Source organism: Streptomyces sulfonofaciens, from assembly GCF_014656295.1.
GTDB classification, from domain to species: domain Bacteria; phylum Actinomycetota; class Actinomycetes; order Streptomycetales; family Streptomycetaceae; genus Streptomyces; species Streptomyces sulfonofaciens.
The window spans coordinates 84,500-100,599 of the sequence record NZ_BNCD01000020.1 but is presented as its reverse complement, the minus strand read 5'-3'; the positions used below and the strand labels follow the sequence as shown (position 1 = coordinate 100,599).

The 16,100-nt window shown below is 73.5% G+C and carries 12 protein-coding genes, 1 tRNA gene and 1 pseudogene; 8 read left to right on the top strand and 6 right to left on the bottom strand.

Annotation, left to right across the window (positions count from 1 at the left end; all coding sequences use genetic code 11):
• Positions 1–74: 74 nt before the first annotated feature.
• Positions 75–758 (bottom strand): copper chaperone PCu(A)C domain-containing protein, encoded by a 684-nt coding sequence (locus IE313_RS27180; protein ID WP_189936765.1) that lies wholly within the window; start codon positions 756–758, stop codon positions 75–77.
• An 864-nt stretch (positions 759–1,622) separates the two neighbouring features.
• Here IE313_RS27180 and IE313_RS27175 point away from each other — a divergent pair.
• The 6 genes and pseudogenes from IE313_RS27175 to IE313_RS27150 all read left to right on the top strand — a co-directional run bounded on the left by IE313_RS27175 (position 1,623) and on the right by IE313_RS27150 (position 9,849).
• Positions 1,623–2,105: a CarD family transcriptional regulator gene (locus IE313_RS27175; protein WP_003953493.1), complete on the top strand. Its 483-nt coding sequence runs from the start codon at positions 1,623–1,625 to the stop codon at positions 2,103–2,105.
• Positions 2,106–3,222: 1,117 nt separating this feature from the next.
• Positions 3,223–4,110: a 2-C-methyl-D-erythritol 4-phosphate cytidylyltransferase gene (gene ispD, locus IE313_RS27170; RefSeq protein ID WP_189936763.1), complete on the top strand. Its 888-nt coding sequence runs from the start codon at positions 3,223–3,225 to the stop codon at positions 4,108–4,110.
• Between the two features lie 169 nt (positions 4,111–4,279).
• Positions 4,280–4,792, top strand: a pseudogene (ispF, locus tag IE313_RS27165) (2-C-methyl-D-erythritol 2,4-cyclodiphosphate synthase); the annotation flags it as partial.
• Between the two features lie 442 nt (positions 4,793–5,234).
• A complete protein-coding gene (cysS, locus tag IE313_RS27160) occupies positions 5,235–6,635 on the top strand; it encodes a cysteine--tRNA ligase (protein ID WP_189936759.1) in 1,401 nt (466 codons plus the stop codon).
• A 170-nt stretch (positions 6,636–6,805) separates the two neighbouring features.
• Positions 6,806–7,747 (top strand): 23S rRNA (guanosine(2251)-2'-O)-methyltransferase RlmB, encoded by a 942-nt coding sequence (gene rlmB / locus IE313_RS27155; RefSeq protein ID WP_189936757.1) that lies wholly within the window; start codon positions 6,806–6,808, stop codon positions 7,745–7,747.
• A 254-nt stretch (positions 7,748–8,001) separates the two neighbouring features.
• Positions 8,002–9,849, top strand: a complete 1,848-nt coding sequence (locus tag IE313_RS27150; RefSeq protein ID WP_373317078.1) for a DoxX family membrane protein — start codon at positions 8,002–8,004, stop codon at positions 9,847–9,849.
• A 547-nt stretch (positions 9,850–10,396) separates the two neighbouring features.
• Here IE313_RS27150 and IE313_RS27145 read toward each other — a convergent pair.
• The 3 genes from IE313_RS27145 to IE313_RS27135 form a co-directional block, all read right to left on the bottom strand.
• Positions 10,397–11,128 carry a nucleotidyltransferase family protein gene (locus tag IE313_RS27145; protein ID WP_189936755.1) on the bottom strand — a complete coding sequence of 244 codons (732 nt, stop codon included), beginning with the start codon at positions 11,126–11,128 and terminating at the stop codon, positions 10,397–10,399.
• Positions 11,129–11,190: 62 nt separating this feature from the next.
• Positions 11,191–11,673 (bottom strand): hypothetical protein, encoded by a 483-nt coding sequence (locus IE313_RS27140; RefSeq protein ID WP_229924992.1) that lies wholly within the window; start codon positions 11,671–11,673, stop codon positions 11,191–11,193.
• Positions 11,674–11,857: 184 nt separating this feature from the next.
• Entirely contained in the window at positions 11,858–12,988 is a 1,131-nt protein-coding gene (locus tag IE313_RS27135) for an ABC transporter ATP-binding protein (protein WP_189936751.1), read from the bottom strand.
• 262 nt (positions 12,989–13,250) lie between these two features.
• Between IE313_RS27135 and IE313_RS27130 the strand changes: the two genes are divergently transcribed.
• Positions 13,251–13,324 (top strand) — tRNA-Thr (locus IE313_RS27130).
• Between the two features lie 244 nt (positions 13,325–13,568).
• On the opposite strand, the gene IE313_RS27125 is transcribed toward IE313_RS27130, so the two are convergent.
• A complete protein-coding gene (locus tag IE313_RS27125) occupies positions 13,569–14,546 on the bottom strand; it encodes a helix-turn-helix domain-containing protein (protein ID WP_189936749.1) in 978 nt (325 codons plus the stop codon).
• Positions 14,547–14,558: 12 nt separating this feature from the next.
• A complete protein-coding gene (locus tag IE313_RS27120; RefSeq protein WP_189936747.1) occupies positions 14,559–15,539 on the bottom strand; it encodes an alpha/beta hydrolase in 981 nt (326 codons plus the stop codon).
• 194 nt (positions 15,540–15,733) lie between these two features.
• Between IE313_RS27120 and IE313_RS27115 the strand changes: the two genes are divergently transcribed.
• Positions 15,734–16,048 (top strand): hypothetical protein, encoded by a 315-nt coding sequence (locus tag IE313_RS27115; protein WP_189936745.1) that lies wholly within the window; start codon positions 15,734–15,736, stop codon positions 16,046–16,048.
• Positions 16,049–16,100: the final 52 nt, after the last annotated feature.

Genomic DNA, 16,100 nt, shown 5'->3' with positions numbered 1-16,100 from the left:
GGATGCCGCCCTTCGCCGCGTACGGAACGGCCCCGGCGCCGCGGAGCCCTCGGCCCCGGACGGCGGCACTGCCGTCAGCTACCGGCGGGCGCCTTGTCGGTGGACCCCGGGGCGCCCGGGGTGTGCTGGGTGCCGGCACCGTCGCCCGGTGCACCGGAGACCGTGCCGGACGGCGTGTCCGAGGGCGACCCGGAAGACGAGTGCGACGGGCCTCCCGCCGGGCTCCCGCTGGGCGCGGGCGGCAGCGTGCTCGGGCCCCACGTGCTGAAGTAGCTCTGCGCCGGCACGACGAACGTGTCCAGCTTCACCTGACCGGTCCTGCTGAAGGTGAAGGTGACCCGCTGCACATCGCCGTCCTGCACCGCCTCACGGCCGCTGGGCAGCACCGCGACGGCGTTGCCCTTGCCGCCGAGCACCAGCGAACCGCCGGCGGGGACCGTCAGGGGGCCCTGGCCCTTCGCGGGCTTGAGCTGCGCGGCCGTGCCGGTGCCCGCAAGGGTCACGGACTCCAGCGTCTGGTCGGTGCGGCCGCTGTTGAAGAGTGCGGCCGAAATCACCGCCGGGCCTTTCGCGTCGAGCTTGGGCTGGGTGATGACCAGGGCGTTCTGCACCTTGATGGCGCCGAGAGTGGTCGCGGCGTTGTCCGGCTCGACCTCCAGCGTCTGGGCGTTGGTGCCGACGCCGCACCCGGCGAGTGTGACGATCGAGAACCCGAGGGCGGTGGCGGCGAGAGCGCCGCGTCGAAGGCTGCTGCTCACGGCGGCGGCAACTCCTTGAACGTGGGCGGTACGGAGGTCGGGGCGCCCCACGCGGTACCCCAACGCTTTCTCAGCGGGCCCAGGTTACCGAGCCGCCCATCCGGCGCAGCACCCGACCCGCCTCTACACCGCGGCCCCGGCCCGCGGCAGGCCCGCCCGGGGCCCGACACGCCGAGGACGGCCCCCCTCGCGCCGCCGCGACTCCGCCGCCGGGTCCGCCGTGCCGCCCGCCCCGAAGCCGCCGCGCCCGCCCCGAAGGTGCACCGTCCCCCCTGAAAGGGCCGGTGCCGGTCCCTGAACTGCGTCGTTTCCGCCCTGAACGGCGTCGTGCCCGCCCGGAACTCCCTCGCATTGGCCGCGCCCGTCCCCGCGCCCGTCCCCGCGCCCGTCCCCGCGCCGGGCGCCGCGGATGGCGCCGCCGGCCACTGCCTGCGTGTTCGCGGTGTGTTCGTCATGAGGCTCGTGTTCGCCTTTCACATAACAGCCGTGCGCGGCGCCTCGTGGATTTCTGGTAAGGAATGCACGGAGTCCGGAGAATTGATCAACCCCGGAGCCGTGATCAATTCTCCAATCGGTTCGGATGTGACTGCGATCGCCGAACGGAGTAGCGGAAGTCGCCGCCGCAGAATCCGACAAAACGGGACGTTCGGCCGCTTGGATCAACCCTTCGGCGTGACGGGCGCCCCGCTTTCCGGCTCCCCGTACAACCGCTCCGACCTGCGAATTCCCGCTTCCGCAAGCGCCGCCCAGCACGTCACCGAGGCTGTTGTCAAGCCCTGAGATATGCCCTGACCTGCGAAAACGCCATTCAGAAGACGCCGTTCTCGTGTTACCCTGGATAGCCACGGAAGGGGTACCTGTCACATGACGTTCAAGGTTGGCGACACCGTGGTCTATCCCCATCACGGGGCCGCGCTGATCGAGGCCATCGAAACTCGCCAGATCAAAGGCGTGGACAAGACCTACTTGGTGCTGAAGGTCGCCCAGGGCGACCTGACGGTGCGTGTGCCAGCGGACAATGCGGAGTTCGTCGGCGTGCGTGATGTGGTCGGTCAGGACGGGCTGGACCGGGTCTTCGAGGTGCTGCGCGCGCCGTACGCGGAGGAGCCCACCAACTGGTCCCGTCGCTACAAGGCAAATCTCGAAAAGCTCGCATCGGGCGATGTCATCAAGGTTGCGGAAGTGGTCCGCGACCTGTGGCGCCGTGAGCGCGAGCGTGGACTCTCCGCAGGTGAGAAGCGGATGCTCGCCAAGGCCCGGCAGATCCTGGTCAGCGAGCTCGCCCTCGCGGAGAACACGAACGAGGACAAGGCAGAGGCCCTGCTCGACGAGGTTCTCGCGTCCTGACGTATGCGGTCGTCTTGACGTACTGACGTATGCAGTGCCGTAGTGCCCGACGCGCCAGCGGTCGCCGGGTACTGCGGCATGTGCGGGCATCTCGCCGCCCGTGCGGCGCCGGGTCGGTACCGGCGGCGGGCGGCCGGATACGGCGCGTACCGCACCGGGCCGCCATCGGCTCGTCGGCTGCGCGGGATCGCACACGAACCGAGCGCGCTGCCGTACCGGCGGGGGGCGCCCGCACCGCGCAGGTGCTGGACACCTGCTCCGCGCCGGGGTTCGGCCCGGCCGGAACCGCGGGTGCGGACCGGTCGGTTCCGGGCGTGCACGCCGGCCCGGTGCCACACGTGAGCCTGTCGTCACGCTCGGCACAGGCGTCACGGCCGTCACAGGCGTCATGACGCGTCACAGGCGCCGCAGACGGCACGACACCACAGCAGCCCGGCCCGGTGGCCGCACGGCACACCGCGACCGCCCGCGTTCGGGCAGGCACGGCAGGGCACGCCGTGTGCGGGCATGCCGAGCCGGCCGGACAGGCCCGGCGTCCCTCTGCAAGGCGTCCGCATCCGCGTCCACCCCGCACCTGCCGTCCCACCCGGCTCATGCACCGGCACGATCCGTGCGCAGGCCCGGGCCGCCCCGCTACGGGGCGATCCTGCCCGGCAGTGACCGACATCACTGCCCCGGCCACCTGCGCCCACCGGAAGGCGGCACATGGACACCGCGTAGGCAGCGCCGAGGGACCGGGCGGCGCTCCGGGGTCGACGATGACCCCGCCGCTCGGCTGTCCGAGGCAATACCTTCGGCGGATCGGCCCACCCTGCGGGCGGCAGGCCCGTGCCACCGCCTCGGACACGGCATGCGGTCCGACCGGTGGTGTGGTGCATGTGCCTGGTGCAGTACGGTCCGACCGGCGGTCGCCCGGCCGGGCCTATGAGACGTGTCACTTCTTGCCGGTGCTGCTCGGAGGTGCGGGGTGTTCTTCGCTTCCACGGTGCGCCGACTGGCGTGCCGGGCCCGGGCAGCTACCCCGACCGGTGTCACGGAAGGGTCCGGTCAAGGCGTCGCGCCCGGCACGCTGAGGCCATACCCATCCCGCCCGAGCGTACAAACCTGAACGGAACCGATGACTGACGATTCCCTTCCGGTGCGGACCGCCGGCTCGTCCGAGCCGCCCCGCGCCGCCGACTCGCCGACCCCACCGCCCGCAGGAGCCCCGTCCGCACCGGCACCCCCGGCCGCCGCCGAGGCGCCCGCCGCCGCCCCCGGCACGGCCGCCCCGCGCCCGCCGCGCACCGCCGCCGTGATCCCCGCCGCGGGCCGCGGCGTACGGCTCGGCCCCGGCGCGCCCAAGGCACTGCGGATGCTCAGCGGCATCCCGATGCTGGTGCACGCGGCCCGCGCGCTGGCCGCCTCCCGCGCCGTCCACCTGGTCGTGGTCGTCGCTCCGCCGGACGGCGCCGCCGAGGTCAAGAGCCTGCTCGACGCGCATGCCCTCCCGGAGCGCGCGGACGTGCTCGTGGTCCCCGGAGGCGAGACCCGCCAGGAGTCCGTCAAGCTGGGCCTGGACGTGGTGCCCCCGGACATCGGGATCGTGCTCGTGCACGACGCGGCCCGCCCGCTGGTGCCCGTCGAGACCGTCGACGCGGTCATCGATGCGGTGCGCGACGGCGCGCCCGCCGTGGTGCCCGCGCTGCCGCTCGCCGACACGGTCAAGGAGATCGGGCCGTGCGCACCCGGCGAGCCCGAACCCGTCGTCGCCACGCCCGACCGGGCCAGGTTGCGCGCCGTGCAGACGCCGCAGGGCTTCGCCCGCGCCGTCCTCGTACGCGCCCACGAGACCGTCGCCGTCAGCGGCGAGGGCGCGACCGACGACGCCGGGATGGTGGAGCGCCTCGGCGCGCCGGTGGTCCTGGTGCCCGGTCACGAGGAGGCGTTCAAGGTGACCCGGCCACTCGACCTGGTGCTGGCCGAGGCCGTACTCGCCCGCAGGAGGGCCAAGGATGGGTTCTGAGACAGTGTCCGGCGCAGGTGCGGCGGCCGGTTCGGGTTCCGGAGGCACCGGAGCCGGAGGGACCGGTTCCAGCGGCGTCGGAGTCGGAGGGTCCGGCTCCGGTGGCGTCGGTTCCGGCCGTGCGGACACGGACGGCGGGGCGAACCCCCCGGCCGGCGGCCCCGGCGCGGCCCCGGTCGTACCGCTTCCGAGGGTCGGCGTCGGCACCGACGTGCACGCCTTCGAAGCGGGGCGCGCGCTGTGGTGCGCGGGGCTGCTCTGGGACGAGGAGGCCAGCGGCGGCTTCGGCCTCGCGGGCCACTCCGACGGCGACGTGGCCGCGCACGCGGCCTGCGACGCGCTGTTCTCCGCGGCCGGCGTCGGCGACCTCGGCGTGCACTTCGGCACCGACCGCCCGGAGTGGTCCGGCGCCTCCGGGGTGACCCTGCTCGCCGAGGCGGCCCGCATCGTGCGCGCCGCGGGTTTCGAGATCGGCAACATCGCGGTCCAGGTCATCGGGGTCAGACCCAAGATCGGCAAGCGGCGCGCCGAGGCCGAGGAGGCGCTCGGCGCCGCGGCCGGCGCGCCCGTCGCCGTCTCCGGCACCACCTCGGACGGCCTCGGGCTGACCGGCCGTGCGGAGGGGCTGGCCGCGATCGCCACGGCCGTGGTGGTACGGACCGGTCCGCCGCCCACCGCCTGACCCGCGGCACCCGGTCCGCCCCTCCGCCCGCCCCGGCCCACGGTTCCGGCCGTTCCGCTTCCCGGTCCCGGTCCCGGCACCGGTCCCGGCACCGGTCCCGGCGCATCCGGCGTCGTCAACGACCCGCGGGCAGCAGCCCGTACGCGCGCCGGCGCCCCCGGCCCTGGTCGGGGGCCAGGTGAGGGGCCGGGGCGGGACCCGTCGGGGCCGGGGGAGCGCGGAGCCGGGCACCGGGGCGCACGGAACGGCCGGAACCGGGACCGGCCGCCCCGGCAGGGCTCTCGCCGCCTCCCGTGGCGCGTTTTGCCGCCTCCCGCGGCGCATGTCGCGGCCATGTGCCCCGCGGCGCGACGCCGCTGCATCACCACTGCATTACCACGGCCCGGGAACCGCTCTGACACAAGGACTCGGGGCACTGCCTTCGGGCCACTACCCTGGAGTGGTGACTATTCGCCTGTACGACACCAGCGCCCGGCAGATCCGTGACTTCACCCCGCTTGTACCGGGCTGCGTCTCGATCTACCTCTGTGGCGCGACCGTGCAGGCCGCACCGCACATCGGGCACATCCGCTCCGGCCTCAACTTCGACATCCTGCGCCGCTGGTTCGACTACCGCGGCTACGACGTGACGTTCGTCCGGAACGTGACGGACGTCGACGATAAGATCATCCGAAAGTCGGCCGAGCAGCAGCGCCCCTGGTGGGCCATCGGCTACGAGAACGAGCGGGCCTTCAACGACGGTTACGCCGCCCTGGGCTGCCTGCCGCCCACCTACGAGCCGCGCGCCACCGGCCACGTCACCGAGATGGTGGAGATGATGCGCGGCCTCATCGACACCGGCCACGCCTACGAGGCCGAGGGGAACGTCTACTTCGACGTCAAGTCCTTCCCGGCCTACCTCCAGTTGTCCAACCAGGAACTGGACAACCTCCTCCAGCCGGAGGGCGAGGGCGAGACCGGCAAGCGCGACCCGCGCGACTTCGCCATGTGGAAGGCGGCCAAGCCGGGCGAGCCCAGTTGGGAGACGCCGTGGGGCCGCGGCCGGCCCGGCTGGCACCTGGAGTGCTCGGCCATGGCGCACAAGTACCTGGGCAGCGCCTTCGACATCCACGGCGGCGGCATCGACCTGATCTTCCCCCACCACGAGAACGAGATCGCCCAGGCCAGGGCCTACGGTGACGAGTTCGCGCGGTACTGGGTGCACAACTCGTGGGTCACCATGAGCGGCGAGAAGATGTCGAAGTCGCTGGGCAACTCCGTGCTCGTGGCCGAGATGGTCAAGCGCTGGCGCCCCATCGTCCTGCGCTACTACCTCGGCACCCCGCACTACCGCTCGACCATCGAGTACAGCGACGAGGCGCTGCGCGAGGCGGAGTCCGCGTTCGCGCGGATCGAGGGGTTCGTGCAGCGGGTCACCGAGAAGGCCGGGAAGACGGTCCCCCCGGCCGACGAGGTGCCGCCGTCCTTCGCCGAGGCCATGGACGAGGATCTGGGCGTCCCACAGGCCCTGGCCGTGGTGCACACCACCGTCAGGCAGGGCAACAGCGCACTGGCCGCCGACGACAAGGAGGAGGCGGTCGCCCGGCTCGCGGAGGTGAGGGCCATGCTCGGCGTCCTCGGTCTGGATCCGCTCGACGCCCACTGGTCCGACGAGAACGACCGCAGCGAGGACCTGCACGGCGTCGTCGACACCCTCGTGAGGCTCGTCCTCCAGCAGCGCGAGTCCGCCCGGGCCCGCAAGGACTGGGCCGTCGCGGACGCGATCCGCGACCAGCTCAACCAGTCCGGCCTGGTCATCGAGGACAGCCCGCAGGGCCCGCGCTGGACCCTCGGCCCACGCTGACCCGGTGGCCCGTCCGGCGACGTCCGGTGGCCGGTGCCCCGGGACCGGCCGCACCGGCCGGTCCCGGGCCACCGGTGGGCCCCAGCCGCGCCGCCCCGCACCCGGCGCGGGACACTGTCCCCGACGCCACCCGTTCGCACGCACCCACAGACAGGCAGGTCTCCACACTCATGGCCGCACACAACCGCCGCATGTCCGGCAAGAAGGGCGCGCAGGTCGGCAGCGGCGGCAAGCGGCGCCGCGGCCTGGAGGGCAAGGGCCCGACGCCGCCCGCCGAGATGCGCCCCGGACACGCCAAGAACCGCATCGCCCAGGCGAAGGCCAAGCGCGCCGCCGGGCGCCCCCAGCGCGCCCGCGGCGGCGGCAAGTCCCCCGCCGAGTACGTGGTCGGCCGCAACCCGGTCGTCGAGGCGCTGCGCGAGGGCGTGCCCGCGACCATGCTCCACGTCCAGCAGTTCGTCGACAACGACGAGCGGGTCCGCGAGGCGCTCAGGCTCGCCGCCGAACGGACCGGGCTGCACCTCATGGAGGCCCCGCGCCCCGAGCTCGACCGGATGACCGGCGGTCTCAACCACCAGGGCCTCGTCCTGCAGATCCCGCCGTACGAGTACGCGCACCCCGAGGACCTCACCGCCGCCGCGGCCGACGCGGGTGAGGATCCGCTGATCGTCGCCCTCGACGGCGTCACCGACCCGCGGAACCTGGGCGCCGCGGTCCGCTCCGTGAGCGCCTTCGGCGGCCACGGCGTCGTGGTGCCCGAGCGGCGCGCAGCGGGGATGACCGCCGGCGCGTGGAAGACGTCCGCGGGCACCGCCGCGCGTACGCCGGTGGCCCGCGCCACCAATCTCACCAGGGCCCTCACCGAGTACAAGAAGGCGGGCCTGGTCGTGGTCGGCCTCGCCGCGGACGGAGAGGCCGAGCTCGGCGAACTCGACGTGCTCGACGGCCCCGTCGTCATCGTCGTCGGCAGCGAGGGCAAGGGCCTGTCCCGGCTCGTCGGCGAGACCTGCGACGTCCGGGCGCGGATCGCGATGCCGGGTGGCGCGGAGTCGCTGAACGCAGGTGTGGCGACCGGGATCGTCCTCTACGAGGCGGCACGGCGGCGCGCCTGACGGCACCCGGCGCGTGTCACGGCACTCGGTCGGCGTGTCGCCGCATGTGTGCGGTCATGTCACCGCACGTGTGCGGGCGCGTGTCGCCGTACCGTCCGGGCGCGTGTTTCCGCACTCGGTCGGCGCGTGCCGTCCGGCGCGCGCCGGGCCGGGCGCCGGCATGGCGCCGCTGCCTGGGCCGACGCCCCGCGGTGCGTCCGCCACGCCGATCCCGTGGGTGAGGGCAGTGTCCTCGGGACACGTCACTCGGTTAGATGAGCGTGGAGACCAGAACGCCCCGCACACCCACGGGGGACAGCTCGTCCGGATACGACGACGCCCCCGTGCTGAGCATGGTGAAGGTGCCGAGCGACCCCGCGCAGGTCGTCGTCAATCACGCGAGCTTCCGCGTGCACTTCCCGACCGCGCAGCCCGCCAGGTCACCGCGGGTCGCCCGCTACCTGTCCGCGACCGCGTTGCACCAGCCCGCGCTGCACCAGCCCGCGCTGGGTGCCGCCGCGCACCCTCCGGCGCTGGGCGCCGGCGCCGCGCACCCGCCCGCGTTGAGCGGCGCGGTGGTGGGCCGCCGCGGCGGCCCGCTGACCCGCGGCGGCCCGGCCGCCGGAGACCCGGTCGCCTCCGGGCTCCTCCAGACGGTCCGCAGCACGGGCCTGCTGCCCGCCGGCGCGCCCGCGGACGGCGGACAGCCGGGGCACGACCCCGGCGCCACCCAGGTCATGCCCCGTGTCGACCTCCCCGCCGACACCACTGACCCCGCCGGCCCCACCGACACGGCAGGCACCCCGGTGCGCACCGGTTCCGGTACCCGGCTGCTGCCGCAGATGCGGGTGGCGGCCGGCGCGTACGACGAACCGCACGGCCCCGGCACCCCCGCCGGCCGCGGCCGCGGCGAGGGCCCGTACGCCGACCGCACGGACCGCACCGCTCACGGCGACCGCACCGCTCACGGCGACCACGCCGACGACGGCGACCACGGCGGCGACCATGCCGACGACGGCTACTACGCCGACGACGTGTACGGCCCGGAGGACGTCCTCGTCCCCGACGGTGCCGACGACCGGCGCGGCGGCACGGGCCGGGCGCGCCGCCGTGGCACCGAGCCGGTGCGGCACGCCTACTACCCGGGCCGCCGGATGAACCTCGGCCTCGTCCTCCTGCCGCTGCGGGTCTTCCTCGGCTTCATCTCCTTCTACGCGGGGATGAGCAAGCTCTGCGACCCCGTGTACTTCGACGGCGGCGAGCGCGGCGGGCTGGTGAAGGCGCTGCACGCGCTGCACCCGTGGGCGCTCGCCGAGCCGCTGCGCGACTTCGCGCTCCAGCATCCCGTCGGTGCCGGCCTGAGCGTGGCGTTCCTCCAGGTCGTCGTGGGCGTGCTGACGGTGCTCGGGCTCTGGCAGCGGGTGGTGGCGGCGATCGGCGCGCTGCTGTCCGCGGCGCTGATCGTCACCGTGAGCTGGCGGAGCGCGCCCGGTTACGGGGCCCCGGACATCATCTACCTGGCCGCCTGGTCGCCGCTGGTGATCGCCGGTGCGCCGGTGTACTCGGTCGACGGCCGGCTGTCCTCGGAGGCATGGCGCACGCTCGGACCGCGCGCGGAGCTGTGGCAACTGCGCGCCCGGGTGCTGCGCCGCGGCACGCTCGTCGCGGGCCTGGTCACCGGGCTCACCTTCCTGGTCGGCGCGCTCCTCGGCGGTGCGGTACGGGACGCGGACCGGATCACCGTCCCGGGCCCGGGCGAGGCCCCGCGCAACGAGCTGCCCGGCTCACCGCTGCCCGAGGAGCCCGGGGCCCGGGAGACCAGCAGGAGCCCCGAGGCGTCCGGCTCGCCCACGCAGGGCACTTCCGCAAGCCCGTCCCAGACCGGTGCGGCCGGATCGGCGAGCGCGACGGCGAGCGCGGGCACGGATGCGGGGGCGCCGAGTCAGACGCAGGGGGCGGGGAGCTATCCGACCCGGCGGCCCGCTCCGCCCCAGCCCCCGGCCACCACGGCCGGACCCTCGTCGGCGGGCGGGTCGGCGTCGTCGTCGGGCACGGGGTCAGGTACGTCCGGCTCCGGCGAGGGCGGCGAGTCCGGGAACCTGGTGGGCGGCCTCCTCGGCTGACCCCTGGCCCCACCCCCGGCCGACCCCGCTCGGGGCACCCCTGATCCCGTCTCCACCGGGGGTGCCCCCGCCTCTGGGCCGGAACCCGGGCGGCGGGCCCCGGACACCGTCCCCTGGGGGCGGGCCCCGCCGGACCCCGGACCCGGGGCCCCGGGCGCGGGGGAGCGGAGCACGGACGGCTGACCCGGGCGCGGGAGACCGGAACACGGACGGCGGACCCGGGCGTACGAGGGCGGGAGGGCGCCGCACTGCACCCTCCCGCTCACCGCCCCGGCGCGTTCGCCAAGGCTCACCGCCCCGGCGCGTTCGCCAAGGCTCACCGCCCCGGCGCGTTCGCCAAGGCTCACCGCCCCAGTCCGCGCCAACACCCCACGAGCCCGCGCCTCAACAGCCCCGGAGCCCGCGCCTCAACGCCCCGGAGCCCGCGCCTCAGCACCCCGGAGCCCACTCCTCAACACTCCCGGAGTCCCCGCCTCAGCGCCCCGGAGCTCGCGCGCCAACGCCCCCGAAAACCGCGCCTCAACGCCCCGGACCCGGAGGCCGTGCCTCAACGCCCCAGCGCCGCGAGGTCCTTCGCGGCCTGGGACAGATCCTTCGCCGTGTCGATGGCACGCCAGTACGCACCCTGCGGAATCGGATAGCCGGCCAGCCGCCGGGTCCGGGCCAGTCCCGGGAACGTGGTGCGCTCGTGGTCCCCGCGATCCGGCAGCGCAGCCGTGAATTCGGGCCCGAAGACGTACACACCGGCATTGATCAGATACGGCGAGGGCGGTGCCTCGATGAAGTCCGTGATGTGCCCGAACGCATCGGTCTCGACGGCCCCCCACGGGATCCGCGGCCGGGCCAGCGCCAGCGTGGCCGTCGCGGCGCGCTCCGTGTGGAACGCCGCCATCTCGCGCAGCGAGAACCGCGTCCAGATGTCGCCGTTCGTTGCATACCACGGCCGGTCCGGGTGCGGCAGGTGCGCTGCCGCGTACTTCAGCCCACCACCGCGGCCCAGCGGCTCGTGCTCCACCACGGTGCTGACCCGCAGCGGCAGTTCGGCCTTGGCCAGCCACTCCTGGAGCACCTCGGCGAGATGGCCGCAGGAGACCACCGCATCGGTGACGCCCTCCTCGGCGAGCCAGGACAACTGATGGCCGATGATCGGGGTCCCGGTGCCGGGGATCTCGACCATCGGCTTGGGCCGGTCATCGGTGTAGGGGCGCAGCCGCGAGCCCTGACCGCCCGCCAGGACGACGGCCTGGGTGGGCGGTGGGACGGCATCTGGATCGGTCATGGAACGGAAGCGTACGCAGCGGCGCGCAGTGGCGGGGAAGGACGCCCGGCGCGCCGCGCGGGCTACTGCTGTGCGGCCACCCCGGCCGCGAAGGACGTGTCGCACACCGGGCGCGCGAACGCCTGCGCACGGGTGGGACCGTACGCCTGGACTGCGGCGCGGCCGAGGGCGCGTGCGATGGACACGCAGTGCCTGGCCAGCGAGGGATGCTCGTCCACCGCCTGCTGGAGGTGGGTGAGGGCCGTACCGGGGTCCTGTTCGCGCAGGTCGAGGAGCAGCCGGTCGCGCAGCACGTCCTGCACGGGGCGCGCCGCGGCACGCGAGGAGACGGACGCCGAGGACGCGGTCAGGACCGAGTCCCGGTGCGCGCCCGACCAGTTGACGCGGGTGACCGCGAGGGTCCCCGACAGCACCAGGACGACGGGCAGGACGAGGGCGAGGGAGCGGCCGATCCGGCGGGCGGGGCCGCGCCGCGGCAGGGGTTTGGCGAAGTGCGTCACGCGCCGAGCGTAGCGCTCAGTAGTGATTTGGCGACATTTCGTCACTCTGTAGGGGGACGAAACGCCCCAAAAAACTTGTCGGCTGTTGACGGACGGGGTGAAGTACCTCATCGACCAGGGGTTTTCGGATGCGCGAAGGGCCCCGCACCTTCGGGTGCGGGGCCCTTCCCACGATGCGGCCGAGCCGTGCCGTGCGGCCGGCTGCGGCGGTGCCGAGCGGGTCGGTCGCTCAGTCGGTCAGGCGCTCACCGGAGGAGGTGGCGAAGACGTGCGTCTCGCCCGCGCGCGGCACGACGTGCAGCTTGGTGCCCTTCTCGGGAACCTGCCGGCCACCGACGCGGACGACCAGATCCTTGGTCTCGCCGCCGACCTGGGCGGTGCCGTAGACGTAGCCGTCGGCGCCGAGTTCCTCGACGACGTTCACGCTGACGGCGAGGCCCGCGGGTGCGGCGTCGGAGTCCTTGGAGAGGGAGTCGGCGGCACCGTGCTCGACGACGTCGAAGTGCTCGGGGCGGACACCGACCGTGACGGTGGTGTCGCCCTTGTCGCTGGCGGCCTTGAGGGCATCGCGGTTGACCGGCACGACCGAGTTGCCGAACTTCACGCCGCCGTCGGTGATCGGCACCTCCACCAGGTTCATCGCGGGCGAGCCGATGAAGCCGGCGACGAAGAGGTTGGCCGGGCGGTCGTACATGTTGCGCGGCGAGTCGACCTGCTGGAGCAGCCCGTCCTTGAGCACGGCCACGCGGTCGCCCATCGTCATGGCCTCGACCTGGTCGTGGGTGACGTAGACGGTGGTGATGCCGAGGCGGCGCTGCAGCGAGGCGATCTGCGTACGGGTCGACACGCGGAGCTTGGCGTCCAGGTTGGACAGCGGCTCGTCCATGAGGAACACCTGCGGCTCCCGGACGATGGCGCGGCCCATCGCGACACGCTGGCGCTGACCACCGGAGAGCGCCTTCGGCTTGCGGCCCAGGTACTCCGTGAGGTCCAGGATCTTCGCGGCGTCCTCGACCTTCTTGCGGATCTCGGCCTTCGGCACACCGGCGATCTTGAGGGCGAAGCCCATGTTGTCGGCGACGGTCATGTGCGGGTACAGCGCGTAGTTCTGGAACACCATGGCGATGTCCCGGTCCTTCGGCGGCAGGTGCGTGACGTCGCGGTCACCGATGCGGATCGCTCCGGCGTTGACGTCCTCCAGGCCGGCGAGCATGCGCAGCGAGGTGGACTTGCCGCAGCCGGAGGGGCCGACCAGGACGAGGAACTCGCCGTCCTCGATCTCGATATTGAGAGAGTCGACGGCGGGCTTCTCGGAGCCCGGGTAGATCCGGGTCGCCTTGTCGAACGAAACAGTTGCCATGGCTCGTGAATCCCTTCACCGGCAGGAACGTGCCGGACGATCCGAGTAAAGGAAGTGACCGTGCAGGAGGAGTGCTCCGCCGCGGCGACCACTTGTGACTGCGGGTGTCGCAGTGAGGCGTGCGCAGAGGTGTAGTCCACCTGTACGAACGTGAACCGGACGTTACCTCCCGGTCATGCGTTCTGTCAGTACTCCATCCCCTGTGAACTTCGACGAAATTTTCGACGGGGGCACCCGGCGGGCTGGGTACACTGCACGGGCTGCCTCCTTAGCTCAGTTGGCCAGAGCAACGCACTTGTAATGCGTAGGTCGTCGGTTCGACTCCGACAGGAGGCTCTGGCGAAGCCCAGGTCAGACCAGTCTGACCTGGGCTTTCGTGCTCACTGGATCCGGCGGCGGAGCCGGGCGCGGGCCGCTCGTGTGTCCCGGGTCTCATTTCCGGTCCCCATGGGCGCTGCGACCTGGGACGGCAGAACAGGCGCCCATGCGGCGCATGGCGTCCTGGGGGGATGGACGGCGGGCGGGATCGGCACGGCGGTCAGCACCGTGCACCCGGCCCACGCCAGACCCGGTCACAGCACTAGGTATGCAGGTGAAGGCGCCGAAGGGCGAGCGCGAGCTGTAGCCGCAGCCGCCCCGGCGGATCGCGCACCGGCCAGCCGAGCAACTGCTCGGCGTGCGCGATGCGGTCCTGCAGCGTCGAATGGTGTACGACGAGCGCCGTCGCCGCCGTGCGCAGGCTCGGGCTGGACACGAACGTGACGAGGGTGCCGAGCACCCACGGCGCCGCGGACCGGGCCCGCTCCAGCGCGAGGACGTCGGCCACCGGCTTCGTCCCCGGCGCGACGGCCGCCGCGAGGACGGCGAGGCCGCCGAGTTCGTCCGCGTGGACCACCCGCGCGCCGGGGTCCTGCTCGGTCCCGTCGGCCGCGAACCGCAACGCCGTCCGGGCCGCTTCCCACGAGGCAGGCAGGTCCAGCACGGGCACCATCGGGCCGACCCCGACCCGCCCGCGCCCGGGTACCGCGCCGGTGGCCTCGATCCGCGCGGCACCACCGTCGAGCGCCAGTACCCGTGCGGTGCCGGGCAGGCCGAGCCGACGCGCGGCACGCGTCCGAGTCGCTTCCTCGGCGGACGCGTCGAGCACGACCTCCATGAGCGCGGGGTCACCCGAGGCGCGGCCCCGAGTGCGGTCGAGCACGCCGCGCGCCGCGGAGACGGCCCGTTCCAACACCATCGCGTCGACCGGACCGGCCGGCCCCGGCCGCTCCAGCCAGAGGACCGGCGGTCCGCCGGGGACGAGCGGGGCATTGAGCCACTCCGGCTCCGGCGGGTCGAACCCGTCGTCCGGGGCATGGCCTTCCGGGCCTACGCGCACCCGCACATGGCGTTCGTCATCGACCAGGCGGACCACGCACCCGGACAGGACGGCCGCGCCGCGGACGATCGCTTCGAGCCCGGCCCGCCCGTCAACGAGCTGGTCGAAGTACGCGATCACCTTGACCGCGGCCCCGGCGTCGGGGTCGAGCGCCGAGAGCCGGCCGACGAGATCCTTCATCAACTCATCGTGTCAGGAACCGAGCACCCGGCGCAGCCACGGCAGGCGCTGCGCCTTGGCGGCCTGGGAAAGCACGGCGTAGGAGGCGAGCAGGTCGAACCCGTGGAACCCCCCGGGCCACACATGCAGCTCCGCTTGGCCCCCGGCCTGCCACAGCCGTGCCGCGTAGGTGACGGCCTCGTCCCGGAACGTCTCCGCGGAGCCGACGTCGAGGAAGGCCGGTGGCAGTCCCGAAAGGTCGGTGGCCCGCGCGGCGGCCGCGTACGGCGAGACGTCCGCTCCGCCTCGCGCGTCCCCGAGCAACGACGTCCAGCCGAGTTCGTTGGACGCCTGGTCGCAGATGCCGACCCCGGCCATCTGGTGGGCGGACGGCGTGTCGTTGCGGTCGTCGAGCATCGGGCTCAGCAGCATCTGCCCGGCGAGCGCCGGACCGCCGCGATCCCTGGCCAGCAACGCCGTCGACGCCGCGAGTCCGCCGCCGGCGCTGCTACCGGTGATGATCACACGGTCCGGGTCGATCCCCAGTTCGGTGGCGTTCTCGACGACCCAGGTCAGACCGGCGTAGCAGTCCTCGACCGGTGCGGGATGCGGATGTTCGGGGGCGAGCCGGTAGTCCACCGAAGCCACGGCGAGTTCGAGCTCCCGGGCCCAGCCGAGCTGTTCGACCAGCTCATGGCCGCGGTTGTGGCCGAGGAACATGCCGCCGCCGTGGATGTGGTAGATGACGCCCACGGCGGTTTCCGCGGCGGCCGGGCGGGCGATCACCAGCGAGATCTCCGGCGCGCCCGCCGGTCCGGGCACCAGCCGTTCCCCGACGACGAACGCCCCGCCGAGGGACAGCTCCTCGTCGGTCGCCCGCTGCTCGGCCATGCCCTGCCGCAGTGAGGGAATCATCTCCGCGGTCAACGTCGGCGGGAGGCTCTCGTTGATGACGGCGAGTGCGGCGGCGAGCTCCGGGTCGAACGGAGGGCGGGCCGGAATGGTGGTCGTCATGGTCAGCTCCCTGGGACTCCTGGTCAGCGCTCCGTGACCGCTGGACTCCATCTTCGGCGCGGGCGAGAGGGCCTCGACAGTGCCACGCGGCGGTGATGACCCGCCATCTGGCGGGCAGGGCCGGCGACAGGACGGCGGCGGTACGGCCCCGACCGGCGTCGATCGCCAAGAGGCCGAGTTCGATTCGGGCGGCGTTGACCGGGAAGCGGTGGGGAATCGGAACCGCCTACCTGGAACTGAAGTCGGCCATCCTCGGGGGCCTTGGTCCCGTGGGCCCGTACCCCGAAGGCATCGACCAGGAGACCCATGCCCTGCTCGTGGTCCAGCAACTGCTGCGGACCGCCACGGCAGACGCGACCAGCACCCTGCCCGGCACCGATCCGGGACCGGGCAGGATCGCTCCGGGGACCCGGCGCCGGGCGTGGTCCCAATCTCCCTTCGGTCCGGTGGGATCCGCCGGCGTCCGTGTCCATTCAGTTCCCGTCCTGACCTGCAAAACGGCCTGGTGACAGACGAGGGTGGACGTGTACGACAGGTGATCGGCCAACTCGTCATGCGTAG

Bases quoted from the DNA above. Each gene is read 5' to 3' on its own strand.
- IE313_RS27175 (WP_003953493.1), top strand. From the start codon at position 1,623: ATGACGTTCAAGGTTGGCGACACCGTGGTCTATCCCCATCACGGGGCC.
- ispD (WP_189936763.1), top strand. From the start codon at position 3,223: ATGACTGACGATTCCCTTCCGGTGCGGACCGCCGGCTCGTCCGAGCCG.
- rlmB (WP_189936757.1), top strand. From the start codon at position 6,806: ATGGCCGCACACAACCGCCGCATGTCCGGCAAGAAGGGCGCGCAGGTC.
- IE313_RS27150 (WP_373317078.1), top strand. From the start codon at position 8,002: ATGAGCGTGGAGACCAGAACGCCCCGCACACCCACGGGGGACAGCTCG.
- IE313_RS27145 (WP_189936755.1), bottom strand. From the start codon at position 11,128: ATGACCGATCCAGATGCCGTCCCACCGCCCACCCAGGCCGTCGTCCTG.
- IE313_RS27135 (WP_189936751.1), bottom strand. From the start codon at position 12,988: ATGGCAACTGTTTCGTTCGACAAGGCGACCCGGATCTACCCGGGCTCC.
- IE313_RS27125 (WP_189936749.1), bottom strand. From the start codon at position 14,546: ATGAAGGATCTCGTCGGCCGGCTCTCGGCGCTCGACCCCGACGCCGGG.
- IE313_RS27120 (WP_189936747.1), bottom strand. From the start codon at position 15,539: ATGACGACCACCATTCCGGCCCGCCCTCCGTTCGACCCGGAGCTCGCC.